The organism is Halomonas sp. E14 (assembly GCF_052568415.1).
In genome coordinates this window covers 3,180,875-3,206,600 of the sequence record NZ_CP199423.1, presented here as the reverse complement: position 1 = coordinate 3,206,600, position 25,726 = coordinate 3,180,875, and the positions used below count along the sequence as shown (strand labels likewise).

Annotated in this window: 23 protein-coding genes; 10 read left to right on the top strand and 13 right to left on the bottom strand. The window is 68.5% G+C overall.

Annotated features, from left to right (window positions below):
• Nucleotides 1-50 precede the first annotated feature (50 nt).
• A complete protein-coding gene (locus ACT7B3_RS14940; RefSeq protein ID WP_445158494.1) occupies nt 51-716 on the top strand; it encodes an SDR family oxidoreductase in 666 nt (221 codons plus the stop codon).
• Nucleotides 717-777: 61 nt separating this feature from the next.
• On the opposite strand, the gene ACT7B3_RS14935 is transcribed toward ACT7B3_RS14940, so the two are convergent.
• On the bottom strand, nt 778-1,941 hold the full coding sequence (locus tag ACT7B3_RS14935; RefSeq protein ID WP_445158493.1) for a glycosyltransferase family 4 protein: 1,164 nt from the start codon (nt 1,939-1,941) through the stop codon (nt 778-780).
• A 202-nt stretch (nt 1,942-2,143) separates the two neighbouring features.
• Between ACT7B3_RS14935 and aceK the strand changes: the two genes are divergently transcribed.
• The 3 genes from aceK (at nt 2,144) to ACT7B3_RS14920 (ending at nt 5,519) form a co-directional block, all read left to right on the top strand.
• A complete protein-coding gene (aceK, locus tag ACT7B3_RS14930; protein WP_445158492.1) occupies nt 2,144-3,889 on the top strand; it encodes a bifunctional isocitrate dehydrogenase kinase/phosphatase in 1,746 nt (581 codons plus the stop codon).
• 40 nt (nt 3,890-3,929) lie between these two features.
• Nucleotides 3,930-4,664, top strand: coding sequence for an SIR2 family NAD-dependent protein deacylase (locus tag ACT7B3_RS14925; protein ID WP_445158491.1), 735 nt, complete (start codon nt 3,930-3,932; stop codon nt 4,662-4,664).
• 69 nt (nt 4,665-4,733) lie between these two features.
• On the top strand, nt 4,734-5,519 hold the full coding sequence (locus ACT7B3_RS14920; RefSeq protein ID WP_445158490.1) for a tRNA-uridine aminocarboxypropyltransferase: 786 nt from the start codon (nt 4,734-4,736) through the stop codon (nt 5,517-5,519).
• A 36-nt stretch (nt 5,520-5,555) separates the two neighbouring features.
• Here ACT7B3_RS14920 and ACT7B3_RS14915 read toward each other — a convergent pair whose 3' ends face one another.
• From ACT7B3_RS14915 to def, 9 genes are all read right to left on the bottom strand, one after another.
• Entirely contained in the window at nt 5,556-6,800 is a 1,245-nt protein-coding gene (locus ACT7B3_RS14915) for a TraB/GumN family protein (RefSeq protein WP_445158489.1), read from the bottom strand.
• Nucleotides 6,801-6,872: 72 nt separating this feature from the next.
• Nucleotides 6,873-9,704: an EAL domain-containing protein gene (locus tag ACT7B3_RS14910; RefSeq protein WP_445158488.1), complete on the bottom strand. Its 2,832-nt coding sequence runs from the start codon at nt 9,702-9,704 to the stop codon at nt 6,873-6,875.
• A gap of 48 nt (nt 9,705-9,752) precedes the next feature.
• Nucleotides 9,753-11,489: a methyl-accepting chemotaxis protein gene (locus ACT7B3_RS14905; RefSeq protein WP_445158487.1), complete on the bottom strand. Its 1,737-nt coding sequence runs from the start codon at nt 11,487-11,489 to the stop codon at nt 9,753-9,755.
• Between the two features lie 225 nt (nt 11,490-11,714).
• Complete coding sequence (locus tag ACT7B3_RS14900) at nt 11,715-13,163, bottom strand: TrkH family potassium uptake protein (protein ID WP_445158486.1); 1,449 nt, start codon at nt 13,161-13,163, stop codon at nt 11,715-11,717.
• 115 nt (nt 13,164-13,278) lie between these two features.
• Nucleotides 13,279-14,652 (bottom strand): Trk system potassium transporter TrkA, encoded by a 1,374-nt coding sequence (gene trkA, locus ACT7B3_RS14895; protein WP_444676772.1) that lies wholly within the window; start codon nt 14,650-14,652, stop codon nt 13,279-13,281.
• Nucleotides 14,653-14,754: 102 nt separating this feature from the next.
• Nucleotides 14,755-14,961, bottom strand: a complete 207-nt coding sequence (locus ACT7B3_RS14890; RefSeq protein ID WP_444676773.1) for a dodecin — start codon at nt 14,959-14,961, stop codon at nt 14,755-14,757.
• Nucleotides 14,962-14,999: 38 nt separating this feature from the next.
• Complete coding sequence (rsmB, locus tag ACT7B3_RS14885; RefSeq protein WP_444676774.1) at nt 15,000-16,352, bottom strand: 16S rRNA (cytosine(967)-C(5))-methyltransferase RsmB; 1,353 nt, start codon at nt 16,350-16,352, stop codon at nt 15,000-15,002.
• Nucleotides 16,352-17,338, bottom strand: coding sequence for a methionyl-tRNA formyltransferase (gene fmt, locus ACT7B3_RS14880; protein WP_444676775.1), 987 nt, complete (start codon nt 17,336-17,338; stop codon nt 16,352-16,354). Before fmt ends, rsmB begins: the two co-directional genes overlap by 1 nt.
• Before the next feature lie 106 nt (nt 17,339-17,444).
• On the bottom strand, nt 17,445-17,954 hold the full coding sequence (gene def, locus ACT7B3_RS14875) for a peptide deformylase (protein WP_444676776.1): 510 nt from the start codon (nt 17,952-17,954) through the stop codon (nt 17,445-17,447).
• Between the two features lie 333 nt (nt 17,955-18,287).
• On the opposite strand from def, the gene ACT7B3_RS14870 reads away from it, so the two are divergent.
• The 5 genes from ACT7B3_RS14870 to aroE all read left to right on the top strand — a co-directional run bounded on the left by ACT7B3_RS14870 (nt 18,288) and on the right by aroE (nt 22,910).
• Nucleotides 18,288-19,343, top strand: coding sequence for a LysM peptidoglycan-binding domain-containing protein (locus tag ACT7B3_RS14870; RefSeq protein ID WP_445158888.1), 1,056 nt, complete (start codon nt 18,288-18,290; stop codon nt 19,341-19,343).
• Nucleotides 19,340-20,506 (top strand): DNA-processing protein DprA, encoded by a 1,167-nt coding sequence (dprA, locus tag ACT7B3_RS14865; RefSeq protein ID WP_445158485.1) that lies wholly within the window; start codon nt 19,340-19,342, stop codon nt 20,504-20,506. The genes ACT7B3_RS14870 and dprA overlap by 4 nt, the downstream gene beginning before the upstream one ends.
• A gap of 76 nt (nt 20,507-20,582) precedes the next feature.
• Nucleotides 20,583-21,134 carry an L-threonylcarbamoyladenylate synthase gene (locus ACT7B3_RS14860; RefSeq protein ID WP_445158484.1) on the top strand — a complete coding sequence of 184 codons (552 nt, stop codon included), beginning with the start codon at nt 20,583-20,585 and terminating at the stop codon, nt 21,132-21,134.
• A 28-nt stretch (nt 21,135-21,162) separates the two neighbouring features.
• Nucleotides 21,163-22,101, top strand: a complete 939-nt coding sequence (gene hemF, locus ACT7B3_RS14855) for an oxygen-dependent coproporphyrinogen oxidase (protein WP_445158483.1) — start codon at nt 21,163-21,165, stop codon at nt 22,099-22,101.
• On the top strand, nt 22,098-22,910 hold the full coding sequence (gene aroE / locus ACT7B3_RS14850) for a shikimate dehydrogenase (RefSeq protein WP_445158482.1): 813 nt from the start codon (nt 22,098-22,100) through the stop codon (nt 22,908-22,910). Before hemF ends, aroE begins: the two co-directional genes overlap by 4 nt.
• Nucleotides 22,911-22,913: 3 nt before the next feature.
• On the opposite strand, the gene ACT7B3_RS14845 is transcribed toward aroE, so the two are convergent.
• Nucleotides 22,914-23,174, bottom strand: a complete 261-nt coding sequence (locus ACT7B3_RS14845; RefSeq protein WP_444676779.1) for a hypothetical protein — start codon at nt 23,172-23,174, stop codon at nt 22,914-22,916.
• A 63-nt stretch (nt 23,175-23,237) separates the two neighbouring features.
• Nucleotides 23,238-24,041 (bottom strand): M48 family metallopeptidase, encoded by an 804-nt coding sequence (locus ACT7B3_RS14840; RefSeq protein WP_444676780.1) that lies wholly within the window; start codon nt 24,039-24,041, stop codon nt 23,238-23,240.
• Nucleotides 24,042-24,160: 119 nt separating this feature from the next.
• Between ACT7B3_RS14840 and ACT7B3_RS14835 the strand changes: the two genes are divergently transcribed.
• Nucleotides 24,161-25,027: an ATP-binding protein gene (locus ACT7B3_RS14835; RefSeq protein ID WP_445158481.1), complete on the top strand. Its 867-nt coding sequence runs from the start codon at nt 24,161-24,163 to the stop codon at nt 25,025-25,027.
• 18 nt (nt 25,028-25,045) lie between these two features.
• On the opposite strand, the gene ACT7B3_RS14830 is transcribed toward ACT7B3_RS14835, so the two are convergent.
• Nucleotides 25,046-25,684 (bottom strand): hypothetical protein, encoded by a 639-nt coding sequence (locus ACT7B3_RS14830; protein WP_444676781.1) that lies wholly within the window; start codon nt 25,682-25,684, stop codon nt 25,046-25,048.
• Between the last annotated feature and the right edge of the window lie 42 nt (nt 25,685-25,726).

Genomic DNA, 25,726 nt, shown 5'->3' with positions numbered 1-25,726 from the left:
GCGCTTGGCCACACTGGTGAGCGACATTCATTCGCGACAGAGGAAACGCCATGGCTTCCTGCGTAGTGATCACCGGCGCCAATCGCGGCATCGGCCTGGCCCTGGCCCGCCACTATCACGATGAGGGCTGGCACGTCATCGGTGTGTGCCGCGCCGCGTCGAGCGAGCTCGAGGAGGTGGCCGACCAGGTGATCGAGGGAATCGACGTGACCCAGCCCGAGCACGCCGCCCGGCTGGCGGAAGCGTTGCGGGGGCAGGCGATCGATCTGCTGATCAACAATGCCGGCCTGCTGCGCGACGAGTCACTGGGTACGCTCGACTTCGACTCGATACGCGAGCAGATGGAGGTCAACGCCTATGGTCCGCTGCGCGTGACCGAGGCGCTGCTGGACAACCTTGGCCAGGGCAGCAAGGTCGCCAACGTCACCAGCCGCATGGGCTCGATCGCCGACAACGACTCCGGCGGGCGCTACGGCTACCGTGCCTCCAAGGCGGCGCTCAACGCCTTCGGCAAGTCGCTGGCCATCGACCTCAAGCCCAGGGGCATCGCGGTGGCCCAGCTCCATCCCGGCTACGTGCAGACCCGCATGGTCAACTTCGGTGGGCTGATCCCGCCCGAGGAAGCGGCCTCCGGCATCACGGCGCGCATCGCAGCGCTGACGCTCGAGACCAGCGGCGGCTTCTGGCACAGCAACGGCGAAGCGCTGCCCTGGTAGGCTTGCCGTGCGAGGCGGTATCAGCTGGCCAGTTAAAGGTCATTCCAGCAAGTCGAGTCAGTCAAACACCATAGGCGCGCGCTGACGCATGGGGCATCTCCCGAGCCTGGTCGAGGGTGGAAAGGAAAGTGTCGGCAACGGCCGGCCAGCCGCAGGCCTGCACGCGCAGGCGCGCCGCGCGGCCCATCTGGGCGTAGCGGGCAGGCAGCTGGCATAGCGCAACGGCGGTGTCGCGGAAGCCCTCGGCGTCGTCGATGGGCAAGGTGACGCCACCGACGCCGCTCTCGATCAGTTCGGCGGCAGCAGCATGGCGAAAGGCCACCACCGCCAGACCGCTGGCCATCGCTTCCGGCACCACGTTGCCCCAGGTTTCGGAGAGCGAGGGGAACAGGAACAGGTCGGCGCTGGCGTAGTGGCGCGCCAGCGCATCCGGTGGAATGAATCCGGTGAAATGCGCCCGCGGCAGGGCCTTCTCCAGCGAGCGCCGCGACGGGCCGTCGCCGACGATCACCTGCGCCATGTCGGGCCGGGCAGCGCGCATGGCGTGCAGCGTCTCGCACAGCAGACCGAGGTTTTTTTCCGGGGCCAGCCGCCCGACGTGGAGCGCCACCGGGCTATGCGCATCGGCGCCCCAGCGCTGGCGCAGCGCCTGGCAGCGCAGCGTCGGCGAGAAGCGGGCGGGGTCGACGCCGCGGCCCATCACGGCCAGGCGCTTGAAGCCGAGCCGGGCGAGCGCCTGGGCCTGGCGCTGGGTAGGCACCAGCGTGGCGTGGCAGGCGTCGTGGAACTGGCGCAGGCCGTGTAGCAGCAGCGGGGCCAGCCAGGGCACGCCGTAGTTACGGCAGTAGTGGTCGAAGTTGGTGTGCCAGCCGGCCACCAGGGGAATACCCAGGCGCCGTGCGGCGCGGCGAGCCGACCAGCCCAGCGGGCCCTGGGTGGCCAGGTAGACCACGTCGGGGCGTTGCTGTCGCCACAGCGCCTGGATGCGCCGCGTGGCGGGCAGTCCCAGGCGCACGGCGGGGTAGCCGGGCATGCCAATCCCTTTCACCTGCAGCTCGGCCTGCATGCCGGGGGTGCGCCGCCCGGGCGTACCCTCAGCCGGCCGGGGCCGAATCAGCTGCAGCGCTACGCCGCGCCCGAGCAGTTCCCGGCTCAGGTGGTCGAGCGTATGGGCGACACCGTTGATGTCGGGCGCCCAAGTTTCGCTGACAAGACAGATGCGCATGGCAACCTCGCGTCCGTGGATCTGCCAGGAGTGTGCGCGACGCGAATGACGGCGTGGTGGCAGTGCGATGATGAGTCGATGACGGGCCTGGCAACGAGATCACAAGCGACCTGTCGCCGAGCTGGAATGCGCTCCACCATGGTCGGCTCGCGTTGCCCGCGTGAATCCGCGAAGCTAGTGGCTTCGCTGCCCGGAGCCCACCATGAAGCACTCGCCTGCCTATCGTCTCGCTGCCACCATCCTGCACGGCTTCGACGAATACCGTACCCGCTTCAAGGAGATCACCGCCGACGCCAGCCGGCGCTTCCGCGATGCGGCCTGGCGCGAGGCGCAGCAGGCCTCGGCGGAGCGGATCAATCTCTACGAGGAGAAGGTCGGCGAGACCCTGGCGCGGCTCAAGCGGGCGCTGAGCGATGAGGACCTGACCCACTGCGAGTGCTGGCGCGAGGCACGCCAGCACTACGCGCAACTGATCAGCGAGCGGCTCGACTACGAGCTGGCCGAGACCTACTTCAACTCGCTGTTCTGCTCGATCTTCCATCACCGCCACATCCGCAACGACTGGATGTTCGTCTACAGCTCGCGGGACGCCGCGGCCCACCACTCGGGCCTGGAGCCCTGGCGGCGGCTGCCGGTGAACGGCGACTGGGAGGCGGTGATCCGCTGGGGGCTCACCGAGGCGCCGTTCGAGAATCCCTTCGATGATCTCGAGCGCGACGTGCGCCTGGGCGGCGAGTTCCTGCGCAACCACCTGCCCCAGGCGATTCTCGACGCGCCGGACGCCGAGGCGGAGCTGCTCAAGAGCGTGTTCTACCGCAACAAGGGGGCCTACCTGGTGGGGCGGATTCGCGGCGGTGGCCAGCAGCTGCCGCTGGTGCTGCCGGTGCTCCACGACGAGGGCAAGGGGCTGCACCTGGATACGGTGCTGATCGAGTCGGATGAGGTCTCGATCATCTTCTCCTTCACCCGTGCCTACTTTCAGGTCGAGGTGCAGGTGCCCGGGGAGTTTGTCGATTACCTGCAGGAGCTGATGCCCGACAAGCCCGAGGGCGAACTCTACTCGGCGATCGGCTTCTTCAAGCACGGCAAGACCGAATTCTTCCGTGCGCTCAACCGCCAGGTGGCCAAGCGCGAGGATCAGTTCATCATCGCCCCCGGGGTGCGCGGCATGGTCATGGCGGTATTCGTGCTGCCGTCGTCGCGCACCGTGTTCAAGATCATCAAGGACCGCTTCGACCCCTCCAAGCAGATGAGCCATGACACCGTGCGCGAGAAGTACCGCCTGGTGAAGCGCCACGACAGGGTCGGGCGCATGGCCGACACCCAGGAATTCTCGAACTTCATCGCACGCCGGGACCACTTCGCCCCGGAGTGCCTCGCACACCTGCTGGAGGTGGCGCCCGCCACCGTGCAGCTCAAGGGCGACAAGGTGATCATCAGGCACTGCTACACCGAGCGCATGATGACCCCGCTCAACCTCTACCTGGAGCAGTGCGACGAGGCGGAGACCCGCGCGGTGCTCAAGGATTATGGCAACGCCATCAAGCAGATGGCCGCGGCCAATATCTTCCCCGGCGACATGCTGCTGAAGAACTTCGGTGTGACCCGCCACGGCCGGGTGATCTTCTACGACTATGACGAAGTGTGCTACCTCACCGAGTGCAACTTCCGCCACATTCCCGAGCCGATGTACCCGGAGCAGGAGCTCTCCGGCGAGCCCTGGTACTCGGTGGGGCCGAATGATATTTTCCCCGAGGAATTCGGCCCGTTCCTGTTCGCCGACATCAGGCTACGCAAGCTCTTCTATCAGCTGCACGGCGAGCTGTTCGACGCCGACTACTGGAAGTCGCTGCAGCAGGCGATCGTCGATGGACGGGTGATCGACGTCTATCCCTATCGCAACAAGCAGCGTTTCGGGGCAAGCGAGGGGAACGGCCTGGTCTACTGATGTCCAACCCGGTAACGGGTGGGTGATGGCGAGGCGAAGCATGGCAGAAGCGAAGCGACCGCATCTGGTGGTCTTCACCGGCTCCGGCATCAGCGCCGAGAGCGGTATCCAGACCTTTCGCGCCAGCGACGGGCTGTGGGCCGACCACCCCATCGAGGAGGTTGCGACCCCCCAGGCCTGGCGGCGCGACCCCGCGCGGGTGCTGCACTTCTATAACCAGCGCCGCGACCAGGTGCGCCGGGCGCGACCCAACGCCGCCCACAAGGCGCTGGCGGCGCTGGAGAAGCAGGGCTTTCGCGTCAGCATCATCACCCAGAACATCGACGACCTGCACGAGCGGGCCGGCTCACGCAACGTGCTGCACCTGCACGGCGAGATCCTCAAGGCGCGCTCCACGGTCGACAACCGCATGCAGTACCCGCTGCCCCGCGGCGGAATCGAACTGGGCGACATCTGCGACAAGGGCAGCCAGCTGCGTCCCGACGTGGTGTGGTTCGGCGAGAGCGTGCCGCACTTCGAGGAGGCCTGTGAGTTGGTCACCGAGGCCGATCTGCTGCTGGTGGTGGGTACTTCGCTGGCCGTGATGCCGGCGGCCTCGCTGCTCGACCACGCGCCGCTCGACGCTCCCAGCGTGCTGGTGGACCCGGCCGCCGAACACCTGGCCCCGCCGGGCGTGACCCGGCTGGCCCAGCCGGCCAGCCAGGGGGTGCCGGCCCTGGTGCGCTACTGGAAGCGCGAAGGGCGGCTGTGGCTGCCGGAAACGCTGCTGGCATGAGTCCAGGCGCCTGCGTAGGCGCCGTACCCCGTGTTAGAATGCCGCCCCTTTTTCGTTCGGTGGCGCCCCATGTCGCATGATCTTGGCCAAGCCGGCCCGCACTCGTCCCTTTTCCGCTGCGACGCCACCACGGCGTGCGACCCGGCCACCGGGCATCCGCGCCCGCCGCGGCGCGAATTCAAGGCGCGGGGCAGCTTCACCGAACGCTGCCCCAGCTGCCAGCTGCCGGTGCTCAACTGCCTGTGCCCCTACCAGGCCGACGCCGAGAGCGAGGCGCGCATCTGGCTGATCACCCATCCGCTGGAGCACCACAAGCCCACCAACACCGGGCGGCTGATCCGCGACGTGCTGCCGGCCACCGAGGTCTTCACCTGGTATCGCACCGCACCGGACGCGCGCCTGCTGGCGCTGCTTGATGACGTGCGCTTCGCGCCCTTTGTGATCTTCCCCGACGACCAGCCCGACTACGCCGAGCGCGTGGTGGGCATGGAGGCGGTGCACGAGGTCAAGGCCGGGGGACGGATCCCGGTGTTCATCCTGCTCGATGGCACCTGGCGCCAGGCGCGGCGCATCTTCCGTAAGAGCCCCTACCTCGACCGGCTGCCGGTGCTGCCCCTGGCTACCGAGCGGCTGACGCGCTATCGCCTGCGCAAGCCGGCCTCGGCGGCGCACCTGTGCACCGCAGAAGTGGGCGCCGAACTGCTGCGCCAGAGCGGCGACGAAGACGCCGCCCAGGTGCTCGACGACTACTTCGATGCCTTCAACGTGAGCTACGACGCCAGCCGGCGCTACGAGAAGCTGGAGATGCCCACCGCGGCGATGAAGCGGCTGCTGGCCCGGCGCGGCGCCGCCTAGCCAGGCGGCACCGTGCGCGCAGCTGGCGCCATGCGGTCAGTTGGCAGAACCGAACAGGGCGCCGGCGATGCGGAAGCCGGCGATCCAGGTACCCGCCGCCGAGCCCAGGGTGGCCAGCAGGAACACCAGCAGGGTGCGCGAGACCCGGTTGCGCCACCAGCCTTTCAGCTCGGTGACGTCATGGCGCAGGGTGGCGAAGTCGCGCACCTTGGGCTTGCGCATGAACAGCTCCACCCCCGCGGCGACGAAACCGGCGCCGATGGTGGGGTTGAGCGAGGTGAGCGGAGCGGCAAAGAAGGTCGCCGCCACCGTGACCGGGTGGGCCAGTGCGATGAGCGTGGCCAGTGCCGACAGTACCCCGTTGATCAGGAACCATTCGCCCACCAGCTGCCAGCCCAGCTCGGTGTTGCGCGAGAAGCCGATGGCGAAGCCGGTCAGCACCAGCGCGGTGATGATCCAGGGGATGGCGCGCCACAGTGGCGACGGCGGCGGCGTTACCTCCAGCGCTTCCCGCTCCGCCCGGGGCGAGGCGGGCAGCGGCTGCTCCAGCCGTTCGACCATGCCCTTCAGGTGGCCGGCGCCGATCACCACCAGCACGTTGCGAAACTCCCCCGGCGGGGCCTGCTCGGCCAGGCGCAGCACCATGTAGCGGTCGCGCTCGGTGATCAGCGGGGTGAACAGCGCCTCGGACTCGGTGGCGAACTCGCTGAAGGTGGACTCCAGTACGTCGCCCTCCTTGAGCCGCTCGATCTCCTCGGGCTTTACCTCCTCGCGTGACAGCAGGCTGCCGAGCAGGCCGGTGAATAGCGAGAAGCGCTGCCACCAGGGCACGTTGTGGTAGATGCGCTTGAGCGTGATGCCCACGTCGCGGTCGATCAGCAGCAGCGGCAGTTCGTGCCGGCCGGCCTCCTCCAGGGCGGCGCGCATCTCGGCGCCGGGTTCGATGCCCGACTGCTCGGCCAGGCGCTGCTGGAAGGCGCCCAGTGCCAGGCTCGCCGCCACCATGCCGGCCTTGCCCTGGCGGAAGATCTCAAACAGGTCCTGCTGGCCCAGGGCGTCCGGGTTGCTGAGGTTCTGATGCCGCGAATCGCAAAGCTCGATGGCCACGGCGTCGAAGTCACCGGAGCGAATCAGCCGCCGCACGTCCTCGGCGCTTTCGGCCGAGACATGGGCGGTACCCAGCAGCGTGTAGCGGGTGCCGTTCAGCTCGACGACTCGGCATGGGCCGCTGAACTCGCCTTCGCGGTACGGGTCGATCAGAGGGTCCTGGGGGTCGGTCATGGAGGCATCGCTTTGCTTGAGTGAGAGGCCCGATTATCCATGATGACCCGGGTCGGACCAAACCCTGCCTGCTCAGGCGTCTGCCGCTTGCCAGCTCGGGTATGGCTGCCACTCCTGGTACCAGGCGAGCATGGCGTCGCTCGGCATCGGCCGGCCGATGCCGAAGCCCTGGGCCTGCCGGCAGCCCAGCTCGATCAGGCGGGCGCCCTGGGCCTCGTTTTCCACCCCCTCGGCGATGACCTGGTAGCCGAAGGCGTCGGCCAGGGCGATGATGCCCTTGACGATGGCCAGGTCGCCGCCGTCGACCAGCATGTCGCCGATGAAGGTGCGGTCGATCTTGAGCCGCTCGGCGGGCAGGTACTTGAGGTATTCGAGCGCCGCGTAGCCGGTACCGAAGTCATCCAGCGAGACTCCCACGCCCAGGGCGCGGCACTCGGCGATGACGGTGCCGGCACGTCGTATGTCGCCGATGGCGGCGCTCTCGAGAATCTCCAGCTCCAGCGCCTCGGGGGGCAGCTCGGGGTAGGCTGCCAGGCTGGTGCGAAGACGGGCGATGAAATCGGGCTGCTGCAGCTGCAGGGCGCCGATATTGACGCTCACGCGGATGTCGGCTCCCTGGTCTCGCCAGGCCTTGATCTGGGCCAGCGCCGTCTCAATGACCCATTGGCCTATCGTGACCGAAACGGGGTGGTGCTCGATGGCTGGCAGGAAATCGCCGGGCGGCACCAGGCCGCGCTTGGGATCATGCCAGCGCAGCAGGGCTTCGGCGCCCACCAGTGCGCCGCTGACCATGTCGACCTTGGGCTGGTAGTGGAGCTGCAGCTCGCTGTCGGCCAGGGCTGCCTCCAGGCGGCTGACCAGCTGCGACAGCTCCGACTGGTGGCGATCCTGCTGGGGGTCGAACCACTGCAGTCGGTTGCGTCCGTTGAGCTTGGCCAGGTGCAGGGCCTGGCTGGCGTGGCGCAGCAGGATGTCGGCATCGCCTGCGTCCTCGGGGAACCGCGTGGCGCCCATGCTGGCCGAACAGAGCAGGGTGGTGCCGCCGACGTGCAGCGGGGCGCAGGCCTCCTGCTGCAGGCGCTGCATGATGAGGGCCACCTGCTCGCTTGACTCCAGCCCTTCGATGACCACCGTGAATTCGTCGCCACCCAGCCGGGCCAGGGTGTCGCCCTCACGCAGCGATAGGCGAAAGCGCTTGGCCAGGATCTTCAGCACCTGATCGCCCACGGCATGGCCGTGGCGCTCGTTGAGCGCCTTGAAGTTGTCCAGGTCGAGCGCTGCCACCACCACCGACTGCTGATTGCGCCGGCTCAGGTTCAGCGCATGTTCGAGCCGGTCGGCCAGCAGCATGCGGTTGGGCAGACCGGTCAGGGGGTCGTGATAGGCGCTATGCTTCAGCTGGCGCTGATGTTCGCTGACGCGCTCGGTGATGTCGGAGAATACCGCCACGTAGTTTTGCGTCTGCCCGCGCTTGTCGTAGACGGCGCTGATGCTTAGCAGCTCGGCATAGACCTCGCCGTTCTTGCGTCGATTCCAGATCTCGCCCTGCCAGGTGCCGGACGTCAGCAGCTGTTGCCACAGCGTCTTGTAGAAGGTCTTGCTCTGGTGGCCGGACTGCAGCAAGCGCGGGTTCTGGCCCAGGACCTCGTCACGTGAGTAGCCGGTGATATCGGAAAAGGCCTGGTTCAGTTCGAGGATATTGGCCTCGCTGTCGGTGACCGTGATGCCGTCGTGGGTGTGGTTGAAGATGGTGGCGGCCATCTGCAGCCGCGCGTGCAGCTGGCGAATGATCAGGTAAGCGAGCAGCAGGGCGATCGCCACGGCCAGCGGTGACAGCGTCAGGTAGCGGAACAGGTCGAAGCGGGCGCTCTCCTGCAGCGCCTGTGCCTTGGCGATGATGGCGGTGGCCAGGCCGTCTTCCACTTCCTTGATCGCCTCGATGTGGCGGCTCTTCCAGGCGAACCACTGCTCGGGCGTCGGCAGGGCGAGATTGGCCGGCAGGTCCGCCCCGGGCGATTCGGCGTCGTTGGCGCGCGCCAGCAGCGCGTCGCGAAAGGTCGTCAGCTGCAGCAGGTTGCTGCTCTCCAGCGTGGTGGAGAGATGGGCGGCGACGGGGCTGTCGGCCAGGCGTTGAAAGGTGGTGTGGTAAGCCTCCTGCTGCCCCGCGAGGCGCAGCAGATAGCGGTGCATCTCGTTGCTGAACTCGCCGCTGGCGAGGATGTGGGAAACGGCGGCCCGCTCCAGCCCCGCCAGCTCCTTCAGCATCATCAGCGCATGGTAGGCGACCAGCTGGCGCTGGATCTCGCTCTGGTGGGAAAGGTGCGCCAGTTGGATGACGAGCGCATGCAGTTGCAGGTTGATCTGGGTGTAGTAGTCGGTCGCTTCGCGGTGGCCGATGGCCAGGGCGTCGATGCGCTGGCGCATGGGTGCCAGCTCCCGGAGCTGTTCCGCGATGTCGCTCAGCCCGCGCAGCGTGGTCAGGTAGCGGCCTGATACCTCATGGAAAGTGCCCGGCGCTTCGTCCGGCAGCGAAAGCTGGCGAATGGCGTCCTGCTGGCGATGGTGAGTCTCGAGGTGGGGCAGGTCGAAGCGCTGCAGGTGGACCAGGAAGCGTTGCGCCTGGGCATCGGTGGCCTCGCGCGCGGCCGGCAGGGTCTCGGCAAAGTTCGCGCCCCGGCTGCCGATGAAGCCCACCCCCATGCCGCGTTCGATCTGCAGGTGATGCACCAGGCCGCCCGCCTGCACCGCCACGCGGGTCAGGCTCTGCAGTTCACGCATGTTGACGACGACCTTCTGGCGCTCCAGTGCGCCGAAGGTCGTCATCCAGGCGATCACCACCAGGGGCAGGGCGAACGCGAGGAAAAAGCGTGCCTCCAGCGAGAGTCGATCGAAGCAGCGCAGCATGGGCGGTCTCTCAGCAGTCTATTGTTGGCAGGGCTGCGCTGGGAAGGCTTAGAAGGCCTCCCACTCCGGCTCCCTGGCTGGTGCGCGATGGCCCTGTGGCGCGTAGGTCCTCGGGTCGTCGCGGCGTGCCGGACGCGGGTCGATTTGCCTGGCCTGGGCCGTCTCGTGGTTGGCGGCTTCGGCGGGTGGCGCCAGCGCCACCGTTGCGGCTTCGCCGACCTTGAAGAAGGCTGCCGCCTGGCCGAGCGACCTGGCCTGGCGCTCCAGCGAGGCCGAGGCGTTGGCGGTCTGCTCCACCAAGGCGGCATTCTGCTGGGTGGCTTGGTCCATCTGGCTGACCGCGACGCTGACCTGGTCGACTGCCGAGCTCTGCTCGTGGGAGCCGCGGGTCACCTCCTCCATGAGTGCCGTGACCTTGTCGACGTCGCTGACGATGCCCTGCATGGCGTGTCCGGCCTGTTCAACGAACTGGCTGCCGTCCTTGACGATGTCGGCATTGAGATTGACCAGCTGCTGGATCTCCTTGGCGGCGTCGGCCGAGCGCTGTGCCAGGGTACGCACTTCCTGGGCCACCACGGCGAAGCCGCGGCCCTGCTCGCCGGCGCGGGCGGCCTCCACCGAGGCGTTCAGTGCCAGGATGTTGGTTTGGAAGGCGATGCTGTCGATCACGCTGATGATGCCGCTGATCTTCTCAGAGCTGGCGCTGAGCTCCTGCATCTTGGCCATGGCCTGGCGCGCCTTTCCCCCACCGGCGGTGGCCGAGTCGGCCGCCTCCCGGGCCAGTCGGTTGGCCTGGGTGGTGTTGTCGGTGTTGTGTTTCACCGTGGCCGCCACCTGCTCCATGCTGCTGGCCGTTTCCTGCAGGGCGGAGGCCTGTTCCTCGGTGCGTCGGGCCAGGTCGGTATTGCCGGCGGCGATCTCGCTGGCGCCGGTGGTGATGTTGTCCACGGAACGTTGGATGGAGACCACCAGTTCGCGGATCTTGGACTGGGTGCCCTGCAGGCTCTCGAGGGTCTGGCCGATCTCGTCGCGCCGCCCGATCTCGATGCGACTGGTCAGGTTGCCCTCGGACATGGCGGCGAAGTAGCCCATCATGCGCTGCAGTGGCCGATCGATGGAGCGTACCAGCCAGTAGCCATAGGCCAGGGCGCCCAGCAGCGCCAGCAGCAGCGTGGCCAGCGTCAGGTTGCGGCTGATATCGGCCTGGGCCTGGGCGGTGGTGAACTCTTGCCGCGCTACCCGATCCTGCAGGTCGAGCAGTGCCAGCGCCGTGCCGTTGGCCTGGCGGTACAGCGGCATCACGGCCTGGCTGATGTGCCGGCGCGCCTCGGCGAAGCGGCCGCCCTCGTAGAGTGTCATGGCAGGTTGCAGCCCTTCCTGAACAAACTGGCTGCGCTGGCCGATGAATCGCTCGGCGAGCATTGCCTCTTCCGCGGTCAAGGTGGTGGCCATGTAGACGGCCCAGAGTTCGGTGATTTCCGCGGCATTGTCCTGGATAACCTGCAGCAGCGCGGCCGTCTCGGCCAGGCCATCGTCCTGCCGGGTGCCGGTGCCGGCTAGGACTGGATCGAAGTTGGCTAGCAGCCCCAGTTGGATGATGTTGTCGCGCATCAGCTGGTCGATCTGGCTGAGCTGGCGAGTGGGAATGAGCCGGTCTTCGTAGATGGTGTCGATGGCGGCTTCCATGCGGCTCATGCCGACGATTGCCAGGGTGCCGACGCCGGTCAGCATGGCCAGGAGAACGGCGAGCAGCACGAAGAGCCTCGCCTTGATAGTCAGTGTCATGTGGGGCTCCAGCGGGTATCGTCAGGGGGGGGGGGCTATACAATAATTGGACAATTAGTCGTCTAATATAACAGAATGAGAAAGGTAAGTAACTTGTAAAAAATTTTTACTTCTTGTCGTCTTTATGTAATTGACGGTGGTCAAGCCTGGGGCTAGCCAGCCTCAGGCATGGCGAAAAGGGCGTGATTCAGCACAGGAAGGGGGCACCGCTGAGGGGACGGCGCCTCAGCGGCGCCAGAAGGCGGGAGTGAACAGCACCAGCACGGTGAAAATTTCCAGGCGTCCGAGCAGCATGGCCATGACCAGGATCCATTTGGCCATCGCCGGCAGTTCACCATAGTGCGCCGCGGCCTCACCCAAGGCCGGGCCCAGGTTGTTCAAGGCCGAAGCCACCGTCGACCAGGCGGTGACCTGATCGACGCCGGTGGCCATGACTCCCACCAGCATCAGGAAGAACAGCATCAGGTAGGCCGAGAAGAAGCCCCATACCGCCTGGGCGATGCCGTCGGGCACGCTGACTCGGCCCACCTTGACCGCGATCACCGCGTTGGGGTGGATCAGGCGCATCACCTCGCGCATGCCCTGCTTGAAGATCAGGATGATGCGGATCACCTTCATGCCGCCGCCGGTGGAGCCCGAGCAGCCGCCGATGAAAGCGGCGATGAACAGCAAAAAGGGCAATGCGCCTGGCCAGGCGGCGAAATCGGCCACGCCGAAGCCGGCCGTGGTGGCGATGGATACCACCTGGAACAGGCCGTGGCGCAGCCCGCGCTCGGTGTCGTAGGTGCCGGTCAGCCACAGCGAGACCACGGTGATCACGCCCAGCCCAGCGAGAAACAGCAGCAGGAAGCGTGCCTCCGGGTCCTGCACGTAATGGCGTAGCTGTCTGCCGCGCCAGGCCAGGAAATGCAGGCTGAAGCTCATCGCCGAAATGATCAGGAAGGCCATGCAGATCAGTTCGATCAGGGCGCTGTCGAAGTGGCCGATACTGGCGTCGTAGGTGGAGAAGCCGCCGATGGCCACGGTGGAGAAGCTGTGCCCCAGGGCATCGAACCAGTTCATGCCGGCGGCCATGTAGGCCAGCATGCAGGTGACGGTGAGGGCGGCGTAGATGTACCACAGTGCCTTGGCTGTCTCGGTGATGCGCGGCGTCAGCTTGGAGTCCTTGAGCGGCCCCGGGATTTCGGTGCGGTACAGGGCCATGCCGCCGACCCCGAGCGTCGGCAGGATCGCCACGGCCAGCACCACGATCCCCATGCCACCCAGCCACTGCAGCTGCTGGCGGTAATAGAGGATCGATTCGGGCAGGAACTCGATGCCGGTGATCACCGTGGCGCCGGTAGTGGTCAGCCCCGAGAAGGATTCGAACACGGCGTCGGTGATCGACAGTGCGGCATCGCCGGTCAGCATCAGCGGCAGCGAGCCGAACAGCCCCAGCACGCTCCAGAACAGCGCGGCGATCAGGAAGCCGTCGCGGGTGCGCAGCTCCTTGCGCGCGCGGCGGTTCGGCAGGTACATCAGCAGGCCGGTCAGCACGGTGATCAGGATGGCGATGGCGAAGGCGTCCCACTGGCCGTCGCCGAACAGCAGCGAGATGAGGATCGGTGGCACCATGGTCAGGCTGAACATCATCAGCAGCAGTCCCAGGATACGCAGGATGATGCGCAGGCTCATCGGGCGGCGCTCCTTGCTTCGCCTGGCAGCGTAGATAGCGCCGGGCAACGAGCCGAGGCCAGCGTCGTGGCCGGGGGCGTGGCTAGCGTCGTGGACAGGGTCGAGGATCGCGTCATCAGAAGAACGTCAGCCCGACCTGGAACAGCCGCTCCACCTCGCGGATACGCCGCTTGTCGATCACGAACAGGATCAGGTGGTCGCCGGACTCCACCACCACGTCGTCGTGGGCGATCAGCACCTCCTTGCCGCGGACCAGGGCGCCGATGGTGGTGCCACGCGGCAGGTCAATCTCGCCGATGGCGCGGCCCACCACCTTCGACGACTGCTTGTCGCCATGGGCGATCGCCTCGATCGCCTCGGCGGCGCCGCGACGCAGCGAGTGCACATTGACGATGTCACCGCGGCGCACGTGGGTCAGCAGGCTGCCGATGGTGGCCTGCTGCGGCGAGATGGCAATGTCGATCTCGCCGCCCTGCACCAGGTCGACGTAGGCGGCGTTGTTGATCAGCGTCAGCACCTTCTTGGCGCCCATGCGCTTGGCCAGCATCGACGACATGATGTTGACCTCGTCGTCGTTGGTCAGCGCGCAGAAGATATCGCAGTCCTCGATGTTCTCCTCTTCCAGCAGCCGCTTGTTGGTGGCGCTGCCGTGCAGCACCACGGTGCGGTCAAGCCGCTCGGAAAGCACGGTGCAGCGCTCCAGGCCGTGCTCGATGATCTTGACCTGATGGCTGTGCTCGAGATGCTCGGCGAGGCGCTCGCCGATGTTGCCGCCCCCGGCGATCATGATCCGGCGAAAGTCGCGCTCGACCCGGCGCAGCTCGCTCATCACCGCGCGGATATCGCGCCGGGCGGCGATGAAGAAGACTTCGTCGTCGGCCTCGATCACGGTGTCGCCGCGCGGGATGATCGGTCGGTTGCGGCGGTAGATGGCCGCCACGCGGGTATCCACGCTGGGCATGTGGCGGCGCAGGAAGCCAAGGTCCTGGCCCACCAGCGGGCCGCCGTAGTAGGCCTTCACCGCCACCAGCTGCACCAGGCCGCCGGCGAACTCCAGCACCTGCAGCGCGCCGGGGTGCTCGATCAGGCGGCGGATGTGGTCGGTGACCACCTGCTCGGGGCTGATCAGCACGTCGATGGGCACCGCCTCGTGGGCGAACAGCCCCTTGCGGGTGAGGTAGGCGGTGGCGCGGACCCGGGCGATCTTGGTGGGGGTGCGAAACAGGGTGTGGGCGACCTGGCAGGCGATCATATTGACTTCATCGGCGCTGGTCACGGCGATCAACATGTCGGCATCTTCGCAGCCGGCCTGGCGCAGGATGGCCGGGTAAGAGCCGGGACCGGTCACGGTCCGGATGTCGAGCTTGGTGTGGAGTTCGCGCAGCTTCTCGCTATCGGTGTCGACGACCGTGATGTCGTTCTCTTCTCGCGCCAGATGCTCGGCCAGGGTGCCACCCACCTGGCCGGCGCCAAGAATGATGATCTTCATGGCTAACGGGTCCGTAACGGCTGGCGACGCCGTTATGGCGCCGCAGCATTAGCGACTAGCATAAACCAGCCGCCGAATGGGGCATAGGCCCCGCGCCTGGTGTCAGTCCAGGGTGAAGCCGACCTTCACCGTTACCTGCCAGTGAGCGACCCGGCCGTTCTCGATGTGCCCCCGGGTCTCGGTGACCTCGAACCAGCGCATGTCGTGCAGGCTGGCCGACGCCTTGCTGATGGCCCGCTGGATGGCGTCCTCGATGCTCGTTTCCGATGAGCCGGTCAGTTCGACCTGCTTGTAGACGTGATCGCTCATGCGTCCTCCTTGTCGTCCGTCGATTCGATGACAGGGCCTCAGCCCTGCCGCCTCAGTCTGGCATAAAAGAAGCCGTCGTGATGCTCTGCCTCCGGCAGCAGCTGCCGCCCGTCGCCGGCCGGTCGCCCCCAGTTCACCTCGCGGGGGGTGGTGACCTCGGCGTCCGGGGTGCGCTGCAGGAAGGCCTTGAGCTGTTCGTCGTTCTCTTCGCGCAGCACCGAGCAGGTGGCGTAGACCAGCGAGCCGCCGGGGCGCAGCAGCGGCCAGAGGTTGTCGAGCAGGCGGGCCTGCAGCTCGGCGAGCCTGGGGATGTCCGAGGAGCGGCGCAGTCGCTTGATGTCGGGGTGGCGACGGATCACCCCGGTGCCGGAGCAGGGGGCGTCGAGCAGGATGGCGTCGAACGGCGTGCCGTCCCACCAGTCGCGGCGAGTGGCATCGGCGTGCACCAGCGTGGCCGTGAGGCCGAGGCGCGCCAGGGTGTCCTCCACGCGGGCCAGGCGCACGGCGTCGCTGTCCAGCGCCAGCAGCTCGATGTCGAACAGTTCGAGCAGATGCGCCGTCTTGCCGCCGGGTGCGCAGCAGGCGTCCAGCACGCGCCCGCCGGGGCGCGGGGCCAGCACCGGCCCCAGCAGCTCGGCGGCGAGCTGGGCGGCTTCGTCCTGCACGCTGACGTCGCCCTCGGCGAACCCCGGCAGCACATGCACATCGCAGGGCTTCTCCAGCACCAGCCCGTCGGGTGAGTGCAGGCAGAGCCGCGCCTGGATGCCGCTCTCGACCAGTCGCGCCAGGTAGGCCTCGCGGTCGCCGTGGCGGCGGTTGATGCGTAGCGTCATCGGGCCGGGCTCGTTGTTCGCCGCCGCAATGGCGCGCCAGTCGTCGGGCCAGGCCTGGCGCAGCGCCTTGAGCAGCCAGCGCGGATGCAGCAGGGCCACGGCGGGATCCTGGTCGACTTCGGCCTGCAGCGCCGTGGCTTCACGAGTCAGCCGGCGCAGGCAGCCGTTGAGTACCTTGGTCGCCCACTCCTTGCCCAACTGGCGGGCCGCACCGGCGGTCTCACCCACCGCGGCGTGGGCCGGGATGCGCAGATAGAGCAGCTGGTGAATGCCCAGCAGCAGCAGCGCCTGCACGTCGGCATCGCGGCTCTTGAACGGCGTCTTGAGCAGCAGCGCGGCCAGGGCCTCGAGTCGCGGCAGGGTGCGACAGACGCCGTAGCACATGGCGCGAAACAGCGCGCGGTCGCGGATGACGACCTGATGGTCGTCGAGCTCGGCCAGCGAACCCTTGCCCGTGATCACCGGCACCAGGGCGCGTGCCGCGCTGACGCGCACGGCCTGGCCGCCGTCCTGAACGGCCTTGCCGGCGGCGCGGGAAGCAGGCGTGGAACGATGCATCAGCGGCTCTCCTCGTGGCCGGTGGCCAGCAGTACGCCCGGCGCCAGGCGCTGGCGGTGCGCGTTGAGCAGGTCGCGGGCCGCCAGCGGCTTGCCGCCCGGCAGCTGCGCCTGGGTTACCCGCAGCACCTCGCTGCCGGCCTCGCCGCAGGCGATGCGCAGGGCGTCGGGGTCGTGGCCGAGCAGGGTGCCCGGCGCGGCGTTGGGGTCCTCGGCGCGGCGCGGCGCCGCTTCGGCCATCAACAGCCGCAGCCGTTCGTCGCCCAGTTGGCACCAGGCCACCGGCCAGGGATTGAAGGCGCGTACCTTGGCGGCCAGCGCGGCGGCGGGTTGGCCAAAGTCCAGCTCGGCTTCGGCCTTGGAGAGCTTGGCGGCATAGGTCACGCCCGCCTCGGGCTGGGGAGTGGCGGCCAGGCGGCCCGCGGCGAGCGCATCCAGCGCCTCGACGACGGCCTCGCCGCCGAGGGCGGCAAGGGTGTCGTGCAGCTCGCCGCCGGTGGTGGTCGCGGTGATCGGGGTGCGCCGCGTCAGCAGCATGGCGCCGGTGTCCAGGCCGGCGTCCATCTGCATGATGGTCACGCCGCTCTCGCGGTCGCCGGCTTCGATGGCGCGCTGGATCGGCGCCGCGCCGCGCCAGCGCGGCAGCAGCGAGGCGTGGACGTTGAGGCAGCCGAGCCGCGGAATGTCCAGCACCGCCTGGGGCAGCAGCAGCCCGTAGGCTACCACCACCATGATGTCGGCCTCGAAGGCGGCCAGCTCGGCCTGAACCTCGGCGCTCTTGAGCGTCTCGGGCTGCAGCACCGGCAGTCCGTGCTGCAGCGCCAGCGCCTTGACCGGGCTGGCGGTGAGCTTGCGCCCGCGCCCGGCGGGGCGATCGGGCTGGGTGTAGGCGGCGACGGTGCGGTGTGGGCTGGCGAGCAGCGCCTTGAGGCTTTCGGCGGCGAAGTCGGGGGTTCCGGCGAAGATGACGCGCAGGGGTCGAGACATGTTGGCGAGGCCTTGCCAGTGGGCGATGCCTGCATGATAACGGAGCCGGCGCCAAACGACGAAGGCCGACGTGTCGACGTCGGCCTTCGGTCAGCGGCGGGCAGGGCTAGGCCGACTGTAGCTTGTGGCGCTTCTGCATCTTCTTCAGCACCCGGTCGCGCTTGAGCGGCGACAGATAGTCGACGAACAGAACCCCTTCGAGGTGATCGTATTCGTGCTGAATGCAGTGGGCCAGCAGGCCATCGGCTTCCAGCTCGTAGGGGTTGCCGTCGCGGTCGAGCGCCTTGAGCTGCACCTTCAATGCGCGCGGCACTTCGGCGTAATATTCCGGGATCGACAGGCAGCCCTCGGACATCAGCTCGCGGGCGTCGCCGAGCGGGGTGTAGCTTGGGTTGATCAGTACCAGCGGGCTGGCGCGGTCGTCGCTGACGTCCATGACGATGACGCGGCGGTGTACGTCCACCTGGGTGGCGGCCAGCCCGATGCCGGAAGCGTCGTACATGGTTTCGAGCATGTCGTCGACCAGCTGGCGAACCTCGTCATCCACCACATCGACCGGTGCTGCCTTGGTGCGCAGCCGCTCGTCGGGAAACTCGAGGATGGGTAATTTGGCCATGGCGTTGGAATCACCGTTGTGCTGTCATGCGTGAATTGCCCTTATTCTAGAGGGCGCTAGGCCTGGGCGAAACCGCCTGGCCTCATATCGTACTCATAGCAAGAGACTATAACACGCCGTGCGGGTTCCCAGTGCGCCGTGCGTTGAACCAGAGCGCATTGAACCAGAGCGCGAAGAACCGGAGAGTGCTGATCCGGAGCGCGATAAACCGGAGCGCAATGAACCGGGTCGATAAACCGGAGCGCGACGAACCGCAGGCAAGGCGAGGGCAGGGACATGGCGGGAATAATCACGCGAGCGAGGCGCGCCTGGCGCCTTGCCGGGGCCGGCGGCATGGCTGCGCTGGCAGGCATGGGGCTATTACTGGCGGCCACCCAGGCACAGGCCCAGGGGCTCGGCTGGGACCAAGGCCTGCGTGCGGATGCGCCGGAGCGCTACACCGTGGTGCGCGGCGACACCCTGTGGGGGATTTCCGGGCGCTTCCTGCAGCAGCCCTGGCAGTGGCCCGAGGTGTGGCAGGTCAATCCTCACATCCGTAATCCCCACCTGATCTACCCCGGCGACGTCGTCTACCTGTACGACTGCAACGGCCGGCCCTGCCTCGGGCTGGAGCGCGGCCAGGGCGAGGTGCGGCTCTCGCCCGAGGTGCGCCGCGTGCCGGCCCGCGAGGCGATCGAGCCGATCCCGCTGGACGTCGTGCGCCACTTCCTGCGTGACCACCGCGTGGTCGACGACCCCGATGCCCTTAACGAGCTGGCCTACGTGGTCGCCGGCAACGATCGCCGTATCATCAGCGGTGCCGGCGACCGTCTCTATGCGCGCGGCGAACTGCAGCGCGGCATGCGCTACGGCATCTACCGCCGCGGCGAGCGCTACCAGGACCCGGTCACGGGCGAGCTGCTGGGGCTCGAGCTGGAGAGCCTCGGCCAGGCGCGCGTCGAGCGCCTGGAGGACGGCATTGCGGTGCTCGAGGTGCTCTCCTCAAGCCAGGAGATCCGCAACAACGATATCGTGCTGCCGCTGGAGTCGCGCGAGCTGGCCACCGACTTCCTGCCCCGGGCGCCGCAGCACGATGTCGACGGCACCCTGCTCGCGGTACCGGGGGGCGTGCGCTTCATCGGCCGGCTGCAGGTGGTCGCCCTGGACCGTGGCCTGCGCGACGGCCTCGAGGTGGGCCACGTGCTGCAGGTCGAGCAACTGGGCGAGCGGGTGGTCGACCCGCGTACCGGCGAATCGCTGCGCCTGCCCGGCAGCGAGGCCGGCCTGGTCATGGTCTTCCGGCCTTACCAAAAGATGAGCTATGGGCTGGTGATGCGTGCCAGCCGCACCCTCGAGGTGGGCGACCGCCTGCACTCGCCTGGCCGCGGGAGGGGGGTGGCCCAGCGATGAGCGTTGCGGCAGTGGTGCAACCGGCGCTGCGCGACTGGCTGGCGCTGGTGCGCCTGCCGGGGCTGGGGGCCGCGCGGCTGGCTGAGGTGAGAGCAGCCCAGCCGGCCTGGCCCGCCGGCTGGTTGGCCTGCCTACCGCGGGATGCCGCGCTGTCGCTGCGGCTGTGGCTCGACCATCCGCAGCGCAGCCCGCTGACGGCAGAGGTCGAGGCCGACCTGGCCTGGCAGGCCGCCGCACCGGGGCGCTACCTGTTGTACCCGGGTCACCCCGCCTGGCCGGCCCTGCTGGAGCAGATCGCCGATCCGCCGCCGCTGCTGTGGGGCCTGGGCGACCTGGCGGCGCTCGAGCCGCCCGGGCTTGCCATCGTCGGTTCGCGTCGGCCGACCCGCGAGGGTCTGGCCAACGCCGCCCGCTTCGCCCGCGAGCTGGCCGGGCGCGACTGGTGCGTGGTCAGCGGCCTGGCGCTGGGCGTCGACGGGGCGGCCCAGCAGGCCGCGCTCGATGCCGGGGGGCGCAGCGTGGCGGTGCTGGGCTGCGCGGTCGACGTCATCTACCCGCCGCGCCATGCGCGGCTCTATCATCAGCTGCTCGGCCAAGGCGGGTTGATCCTTGCCGAGCACCCGCCCGGCACCCGGGCCCACCCCGGCTTCTTTCCCCGGCGCAACCGCATCATCACCGGGCTCTCGCTGGGGGTGCTGGTGGTGGAGGCCGCCGAGAAGAGCGGCTCGCTGGTCAGTGCGCGGCTGGCCATGGAGCAGAACCGCGAAGTCTTCGCCCTGCCGGGCTCGATCCACAACCCCCAGGCGCGTGGCTGCCTGCAGCTGATCCGCCAGGGGGCGGTGCTGGTGCGCCACCTCGACGACCTGCTCGAGGAGCTAAGCCAGTGGGCCGCGGCGTCTCCGGCCGCGCTTGGGTTGCCAGGGGTGGGTGCTGCCCTCAGCGCCGGCATCCATTCCAGCACTAGCCCCAGCGCCAGTGCCAAGGTCGACCCGCTGCTGCGCTGGCTCAGCGATGCGCCGTCGCCCCTCGATGCGCTGGTCCATCTGACCGGACTGAGCGTGCCCGAATGCCAGCGCCGCCTGCTCGAACTCGAACTCGATGGCCGCGTGGCCCAGGCGCCGGGCGGCTGGGTGCGCCTGCCGGAAAACGCCCAGGCGTGCTAGCATGGCGGCCCCAAGCGCGCCGCGGCAACCGGGCCGTGGCGTAAGCGGCTTACCGCCCTGCAGGAGATTGAACAACGTGGCCGACTCTCTCGATGCTGCCGTCGCTGCGCTGCGTGCCGGCGGTGTAATTGCCTACCCCACCGAAGGCGTCTGGGGCCTGGGCTGTGACCCCGACAACGACGAGGCCGTGGCGCGCCTGCTGCGGCTCAAGGAGCGCGACCCCGCCAAGGGGTTGATCCTGGTAGCGGCCACCATCGAGCAGTTCGCTCCCTGGCTCGAGGGGCTGCCGCCCGAGCTGCATGCGCCGCTGGTCGCGAGCTGGCCGGGGCCCAACACCTGGCTGGTGCCCGACAACGGCCGCACCCACGCGCTGGTGCGCGGCGCCCATGACTGCGTGGCGCTGCGCGTCAGTGCGCATGCCGGCGTGGCGGCCCTGTGCCAGGCCTACGGTGGACCGGTGGTGTCGACCTCGGCCAACAAGGCCAGCGAGCCTTCGGCCATGAGCGCCGCCGAGGTGCGCGAGATCTTCGGCGATGAGCTCGACGCCATCCTGGCGGGTGAGCTCGGCGGGCTGGATCGCCCCAGTACCATTCGCGACCTGCGCACGGGGCAGGTGCTGCGCGCCTGAACCGGCCAACGACCTGGGGAGACGGAACATGGCGCGTGCCAATCTCGACACGGTGAAACACTATCTGCTCGACCTGCAGGATCGGCTTTGCGCCGGCCTCGCCGCCGAGGATGGCGGCGCCGAGTTTCGCGAGGAGCACTGGCAGCGCGAGGGCGGTGGCGGCGGCCGCTCCCGGGTCATGGAGCAGGGGCGGGTATTCGAGAAGGGCGGCGTCAACTTCTCCCATGTCTACGGCGACCAGCTGCCGCCCTCGGCCACCGCAGCAAGGCCTCAGCTGGCCGGGCGCGGCTTCCATGCGGTGGGAGTGTCCTGGGTGCTGCACCCCGAGAATCCCCACGTGCCGACCAGCCACGGCAACGTGCGCTTCTTCATCGCCGAGAAGGCGGGCGAGGCGCCGGTGTGGTGGTTCGGTGGCGGCTTCGACCTCACTCCCTACTACCCGGTGCACGAGGATGTGGTGCACTGGCACCGGATTGCCCGCGACGCCTGCGCGCCCTTCGGCGACGAAGTCTACCCGCGCTTCAAGGCCTGGTGCGACGAGTACTTCTACCTCAAGCACCGCGAGGAGACCCGCGGCGTAGGCGGGCTGTTCTTCGACGATTTCAACGAGTGGGACTTCGACGCCAGCTTCGCCTTCCAGCGTGCGGTGGGCGATGCCTTCCTCGACGCCTACCTGCCGATCGTGCGGCGGCGCCGCGCGACGCCGTGGAGCGAACGCGAGCGGACCTTCCAGCTCTACCGCCGCGGGCGCTACGTCGAGTTCAACCTGGTGTGGGACCGCGGCACCCTGTTCGGACTGCAGAGCGGCGGGCGCACCGAGTCGATCCTGATGTCGATGCCGCCGCTGGCGAGCTGGTCCTATGGCTGGACGCCGGAACCGGGCAGCGCCGAAGAGGTGCTGTATCGGGAGTATCTGCGCCCTCGCGACTGGCTGGGCGAAATGGCAGGGGGAGGAGCCTCTTCATGACCGACCGTTACTGCGTCTTCGGCAACCCCATCTCTCACTCGAAGTCGCCGCTGATCCATGCCGCCTTTGCCGAACAGACCGGCGAGGCCATCGAGTACACCGCCATTGCCGCGCCGCTGGATGACTTTACCGGTGCCTGGCACAGGTTCACGGCCGAAGCCGGGCGGGGCGCCAACGTCACCGTGCCGTTCAAAGAAGAGGCCTTCCGGCTCTGCGACACCCTGAGCGAGCGCGCCCGGCGGGCCGGCGCGGTCAATACGCTGGTGCTGGGCAAGAATGCTCTCACCTACGGCGATACCACCGACGGCGTCGGCCTGGTGCGCGATCTTGAGCACCATGGGGTGACGCTGGAAGGGGCGCGTATTCTGGTGCTCGGTGCAGGCGGGGCGGTGCGCGGCGTGCTTGAGCCGCTGCTGGCCGGCCAGCCCCGCTACGTGGTCATCGCCAACCGCACCGCGGCCAAGGCGGCGGCGCTGGCGCAGGACTTCGCCGATCTGGGCGAGGTGCGGGGGGGCGGCTTCGAGACGCTGGACGGGCCGTTCGACCTGGTGATCAATGGTACCAGCGCGAGCCTTTCGGGCGAGCTTCCGCCACTGCCCGATGCGCTTTTCGCCCCGCACGCCACCGCCTACGACATGATGTACGGCGCCGAGCCCACCGTGTTCCTGCGCTGGGCCGCAGCGCGCGGGGCGCGCACCCTCGACGGCTTGGGCATGCTGGTCGAGCAGGCCGCCGAGTCGTTCTTCCAGTGGCGTGGCAAGCGCCCCGACACCGGACCGGTGCGCGAGCGGCTCAGACGAGCTCTGTAAGGCTCAGCGGCGCTTGACGTAGAGGCCGAGCATGCACATCACCATGCCGGCCACCGACAGCAGCATGCCGCCATTGACCAGCCAGGGCATACGCTCCATCCAAGACACGAAGGGCTGGGGCGTGTCGCGGCAGGCCCCCGCCAGGTAGTCCCAGTGCCCATTCTGGACCAGGGTGCACTCGCGCACGCTGCTCAGCTCCCAGAAATAGAGCCCCATCAGCACCAGCAGGGGCAGGACCAGCAGCAGCAGACCAAGACGCAACATCACGGATTCCTGTCGAAAGATCGGCACGCGGCAGACGCCGCGTGCGGTAAGGGTGGCTGCGCCTCAGGGACGCGGGCAGTTGGGCTGACGCCCCGCCTGGCGGGCCTGCTCGTAGCGCGCCAGGGCGTCGGGCATCTCGGCCTGCAGGCCCTGCATGCGCTGGCCGTGGCTGGGGTGGGTGGACATCCAGGCCGGTGGTCGGGCGCCACCGGCCTGGGCGCTCATGTTCTCCCACAGCTCGAGGCTGGCGCGCGGGTCGAAGCCGGCATCGGCCATCAGCCGCAGGCCGATGATGTCGGCCTCGCTCTCGTGGCGGCGCGAGAAGGGCAGCAGCACGCCGTACTGGGCACCGAGGCCCAGCGCGCCCATCAGCTGCTCGCCGCCAGGGCCCTGCATGCCGGCCGCCGAGGAGAGCACCGACAGCGCCAGCTGGGTCGAAGCCTGGGTCGAGACGCGCTCGTTGGCGTGGCGGGCCAGCACGTGACCGATCTCGTGGCCGATCACCGAGGCGAGCTGGTCCGGGGACCTGGCGATGGCCAGCAGCCCGGTATTGACGCCCATGTAGCCACCGGGCAGCGCGAAGGCGTTGGCCTGCTCCGATTCGAACACGCGAATCTGCCAGTCCTGCTGGCGCTCGCGCTCCGGCAGCACGGCAATGATGGCGTCGGCAACGCACTGCGCATAGCGCTGCTGTGCCGGGCCCGCCGGCGGCAGATCCTGCTGGTACTGCTGGAAGGCTTCGCGGCCCATCTGGTTGAGCTGTGCATCCGACATCAGGGTGAGCTGTTGGCGGCCGGTCGGCGACGTCGTGCAGGCGGTTAGGGTCAAGGCCAGGGTGGCCACGGCAACACAGCGAATCCAGCGCATGTTCGATACCTCTTCGAGCAGATCCCTTGAGACCCTGGACGGGAGTGGCGGTTCGCCACAAGATACCCCGAAGCGTAACAAGGTCAACCGTGAACCGTGAAAGTCTCGAGGAGACGCCGATGGATGCCGAGCTGAGCAGACGCCTGAGCCGCTTGCTGGATCATGTGGAGCACTGGCTGCCGCCCGCCCCGCAGGAGGTGGACTGGGAGCGCGACGTGGCGGCGCTGTGGCAGCGCCATCCGCTGGGCGGCCGGCTGCTGCCGGTGCCGCCGCGCGATGCGCTCAGCCTGGATGACCTGCTGGGCATCGAGCGCCAGAAGCTGGCGCTGGTCGACAATACCCGTGCGTTCCTGCAGGGGCTGCCGGCCAACCATGCGCTGCTGTGGGGTTCGCGCGGCAGCGGCAAGTCGTCGCTGATCCGGGCGCTGCTCAACAGCCTGGCGGAAGAGAGGCTGCGCCTGGTGCAGGTCGATCGTCACGACCTGGCCGGGCTGCCGCTGCTGGTCGAACAGCTGCGCCGGCAGCCGCAGCGCTTCGTGGTCTACTGTGACGATCTCTCCTTCGAGGGCCACGACGATGCCTACAAGGCGCTCAAGAGCGTGCTCGACGGCGCGCTGACCGGCCCGCCGCCCAACGTGCTGCTCTACGCGACCTCGAACCGCCGCCACCTGCTGCCGGAGTCCATGGCCGACAACCAGGGCTCGCGCCTGGTGGGAGAGGAGCTGCACCACGGCGATGCGGTGGAGGAGAAGATTTCGCTCTCCGACCGCTTCGGCCTATGGCTTGGCTTCTATCCATTCAGCCAGGACACCTACCTGGAGGCGTGCTGCCATTGGGTTACCCAACTGGGCAGCGCGGCGGACTGGGGCGCCGAGGCCCGCGCCGAGGCGATCCGCTACGCCACGCTGCGCGGCGGGCGCAGCGGGCGGGGCGCCTGGCAGTTCGCCTGTCAGTGGATCGGCCGTCGCCGGCTGCACGGCGAGTAGCCGCCAGGCGCGCCGGCCTCAGCGCTGCGGTGTCAGCTCGCCGTTTTCACCCACCCCGAAGCGCAGGGTCGGTGTCCAAAGTCCGGCAGGCAGGGTTACGCCCAGGCCGCGCAGGCTGCCCGGCGTGATCGCCAGTTCGCTGCCGGCGGGCAGCTCGCCCTGGCTAGCGAGCTGGCTGGCCAGCTCCACCATGGGGGCCAGGCGGCGGCGATCCGTTGCCAGCACGTCGAAGGCGACCGGCAGGCGCAGGCGGGCATCGTCACCTGAGGTCAGCGTCACGTCCTGCTGGTAGTTGCCGCTGACCGGCTCGGCGCCGGGTACGTCGAGGGTCCAGCGAAAGCCCGCCATTTCCACCGGCGGCATCCCGGCCGGCAGCGACAGGCCCATGGCCAGGGTGGCCTGCACCGGCAGGCTGCCCATGCCGAGGCTGGAGGCGATCAGCGAGGCGACGTCGCTGGTATCCAGCCCGGCCTGGACCGAATAGGGGCCGATGCGCACATCCTCCACGCCCAGCGAGGTCACCGCGAGGCGGAAGGCGAACAGCCCGGTCTGGGGCAGGGCCAGGCAGCCGGTAAGCAGCATCGCCAGGCTCAGCGGAGCGATCAGGCGCCAGCGGCGGCGCGGGTTGAAGAACGACAGCACGCGAGTCGAAAACATCGGCTCCTCCCGTTGGATGAAGCGGTTTGTCAGGGTGGGGTG

Bases quoted from the DNA above. Each gene is read 5' to 3' on its own strand.
- ACT7B3_RS14940 (WP_445158494.1), top strand. From the start codon at position 51: ATGGCTTCCTGCGTAGTGATCACCGGCGCCAATCGCGGCATCGGCCTG.
- ACT7B3_RS14935 (WP_445158493.1), bottom strand. From the start codon at position 1,941: ATGCGCATCTGTCTTGTCAGCGAAACTTGGGCGCCCGACATCAACGGT.
- aceK (WP_445158492.1), top strand. From the start codon at position 2,144: ATGAAGCACTCGCCTGCCTATCGTCTCGCTGCCACCATCCTGCACGGC.
- ACT7B3_RS14925 (WP_445158491.1), top strand. From the start codon at position 3,930: ATGGCAGAAGCGAAGCGACCGCATCTGGTGGTCTTCACCGGCTCCGGC.
- ACT7B3_RS14920 (WP_445158490.1), top strand. From the start codon at position 4,734: ATGTCGCATGATCTTGGCCAAGCCGGCCCGCACTCGTCCCTTTTCCGC.
- ACT7B3_RS14915 (WP_445158489.1), bottom strand. From the start codon at position 6,800: ATGACCGACCCCCAGGACCCTCTGATCGACCCGTACCGCGAAGGCGAG.
- ACT7B3_RS14910 (WP_445158488.1), bottom strand. From the start codon at position 9,704: ATGCTGCGCTGCTTCGATCGACTCTCGCTGGAGGCACGCTTTTTCCTC.
- ACT7B3_RS14905 (WP_445158487.1), bottom strand. From the start codon at position 11,489: ATGACACTGACTATCAAGGCGAGGCTCTTCGTGCTGCTCGCCGTTCTC.
- ACT7B3_RS14900 (WP_445158486.1), bottom strand. From the start codon at position 13,163: ATGAGCCTGCGCATCATCCTGCGTATCCTGGGACTGCTGCTGATGATG.
- trkA (WP_444676772.1), bottom strand. From the start codon at position 14,652: ATGAAGATCATCATTCTTGGCGCCGGCCAGGTGGGTGGCACCCTGGCC.
- ACT7B3_RS14890 (WP_444676773.1), bottom strand. From the start codon at position 14,961: ATGAGCGATCACGTCTACAAGCAGGTCGAACTGACCGGCTCATCGGAA.
- rsmB (WP_444676774.1), bottom strand. From the start codon at position 16,352: ATGCATCGTTCCACGCCTGCTTCCCGCGCCGCCGGCAAGGCCGTTCAG.
- fmt (WP_444676775.1), bottom strand. From the start codon at position 17,338: ATGTCTCGACCCCTGCGCGTCATCTTCGCCGGAACCCCCGACTTCGCC.
- def (WP_444676776.1), bottom strand. From the start codon at position 17,954: ATGGCCAAATTACCCATCCTCGAGTTTCCCGACGAGCGGCTGCGCACC.
- ACT7B3_RS14870 (WP_445158888.1), top strand. From the start codon at position 18,288: ATGGCTGCGCTGGCAGGCATGGGGCTATTACTGGCGGCCACCCAGGCA.
- dprA (WP_445158485.1), top strand. From the start codon at position 19,340: ATGAGCGTTGCGGCAGTGGTGCAACCGGCGCTGCGCGACTGGCTGGCG.
- hemF (WP_445158483.1), top strand. From the start codon at position 21,163: ATGGCGCGTGCCAATCTCGACACGGTGAAACACTATCTGCTCGACCTG.
- aroE (WP_445158482.1), top strand. From the start codon at position 22,098: ATGACCGACCGTTACTGCGTCTTCGGCAACCCCATCTCTCACTCGAAG.
- ACT7B3_RS14845 (WP_444676779.1), bottom strand. From the start codon at position 23,174: ATGTTGCGTCTTGGTCTGCTGCTGCTGGTCCTGCCCCTGCTGGTGCTG.
- ACT7B3_RS14840 (WP_444676780.1), bottom strand. From the start codon at position 24,041: ATGCGCTGGATTCGCTGTGTTGCCGTGGCCACCCTGGCCTTGACCCTA.
- ACT7B3_RS14835 (WP_445158481.1), top strand. From the start codon at position 24,161: ATGGATGCCGAGCTGAGCAGACGCCTGAGCCGCTTGCTGGATCATGTG.
- ACT7B3_RS14830 (WP_444676781.1), bottom strand. From the start codon at position 25,684: ATGTTTTCGACTCGCGTGCTGTCGTTCTTCAACCCGCGCCGCCGCTGG.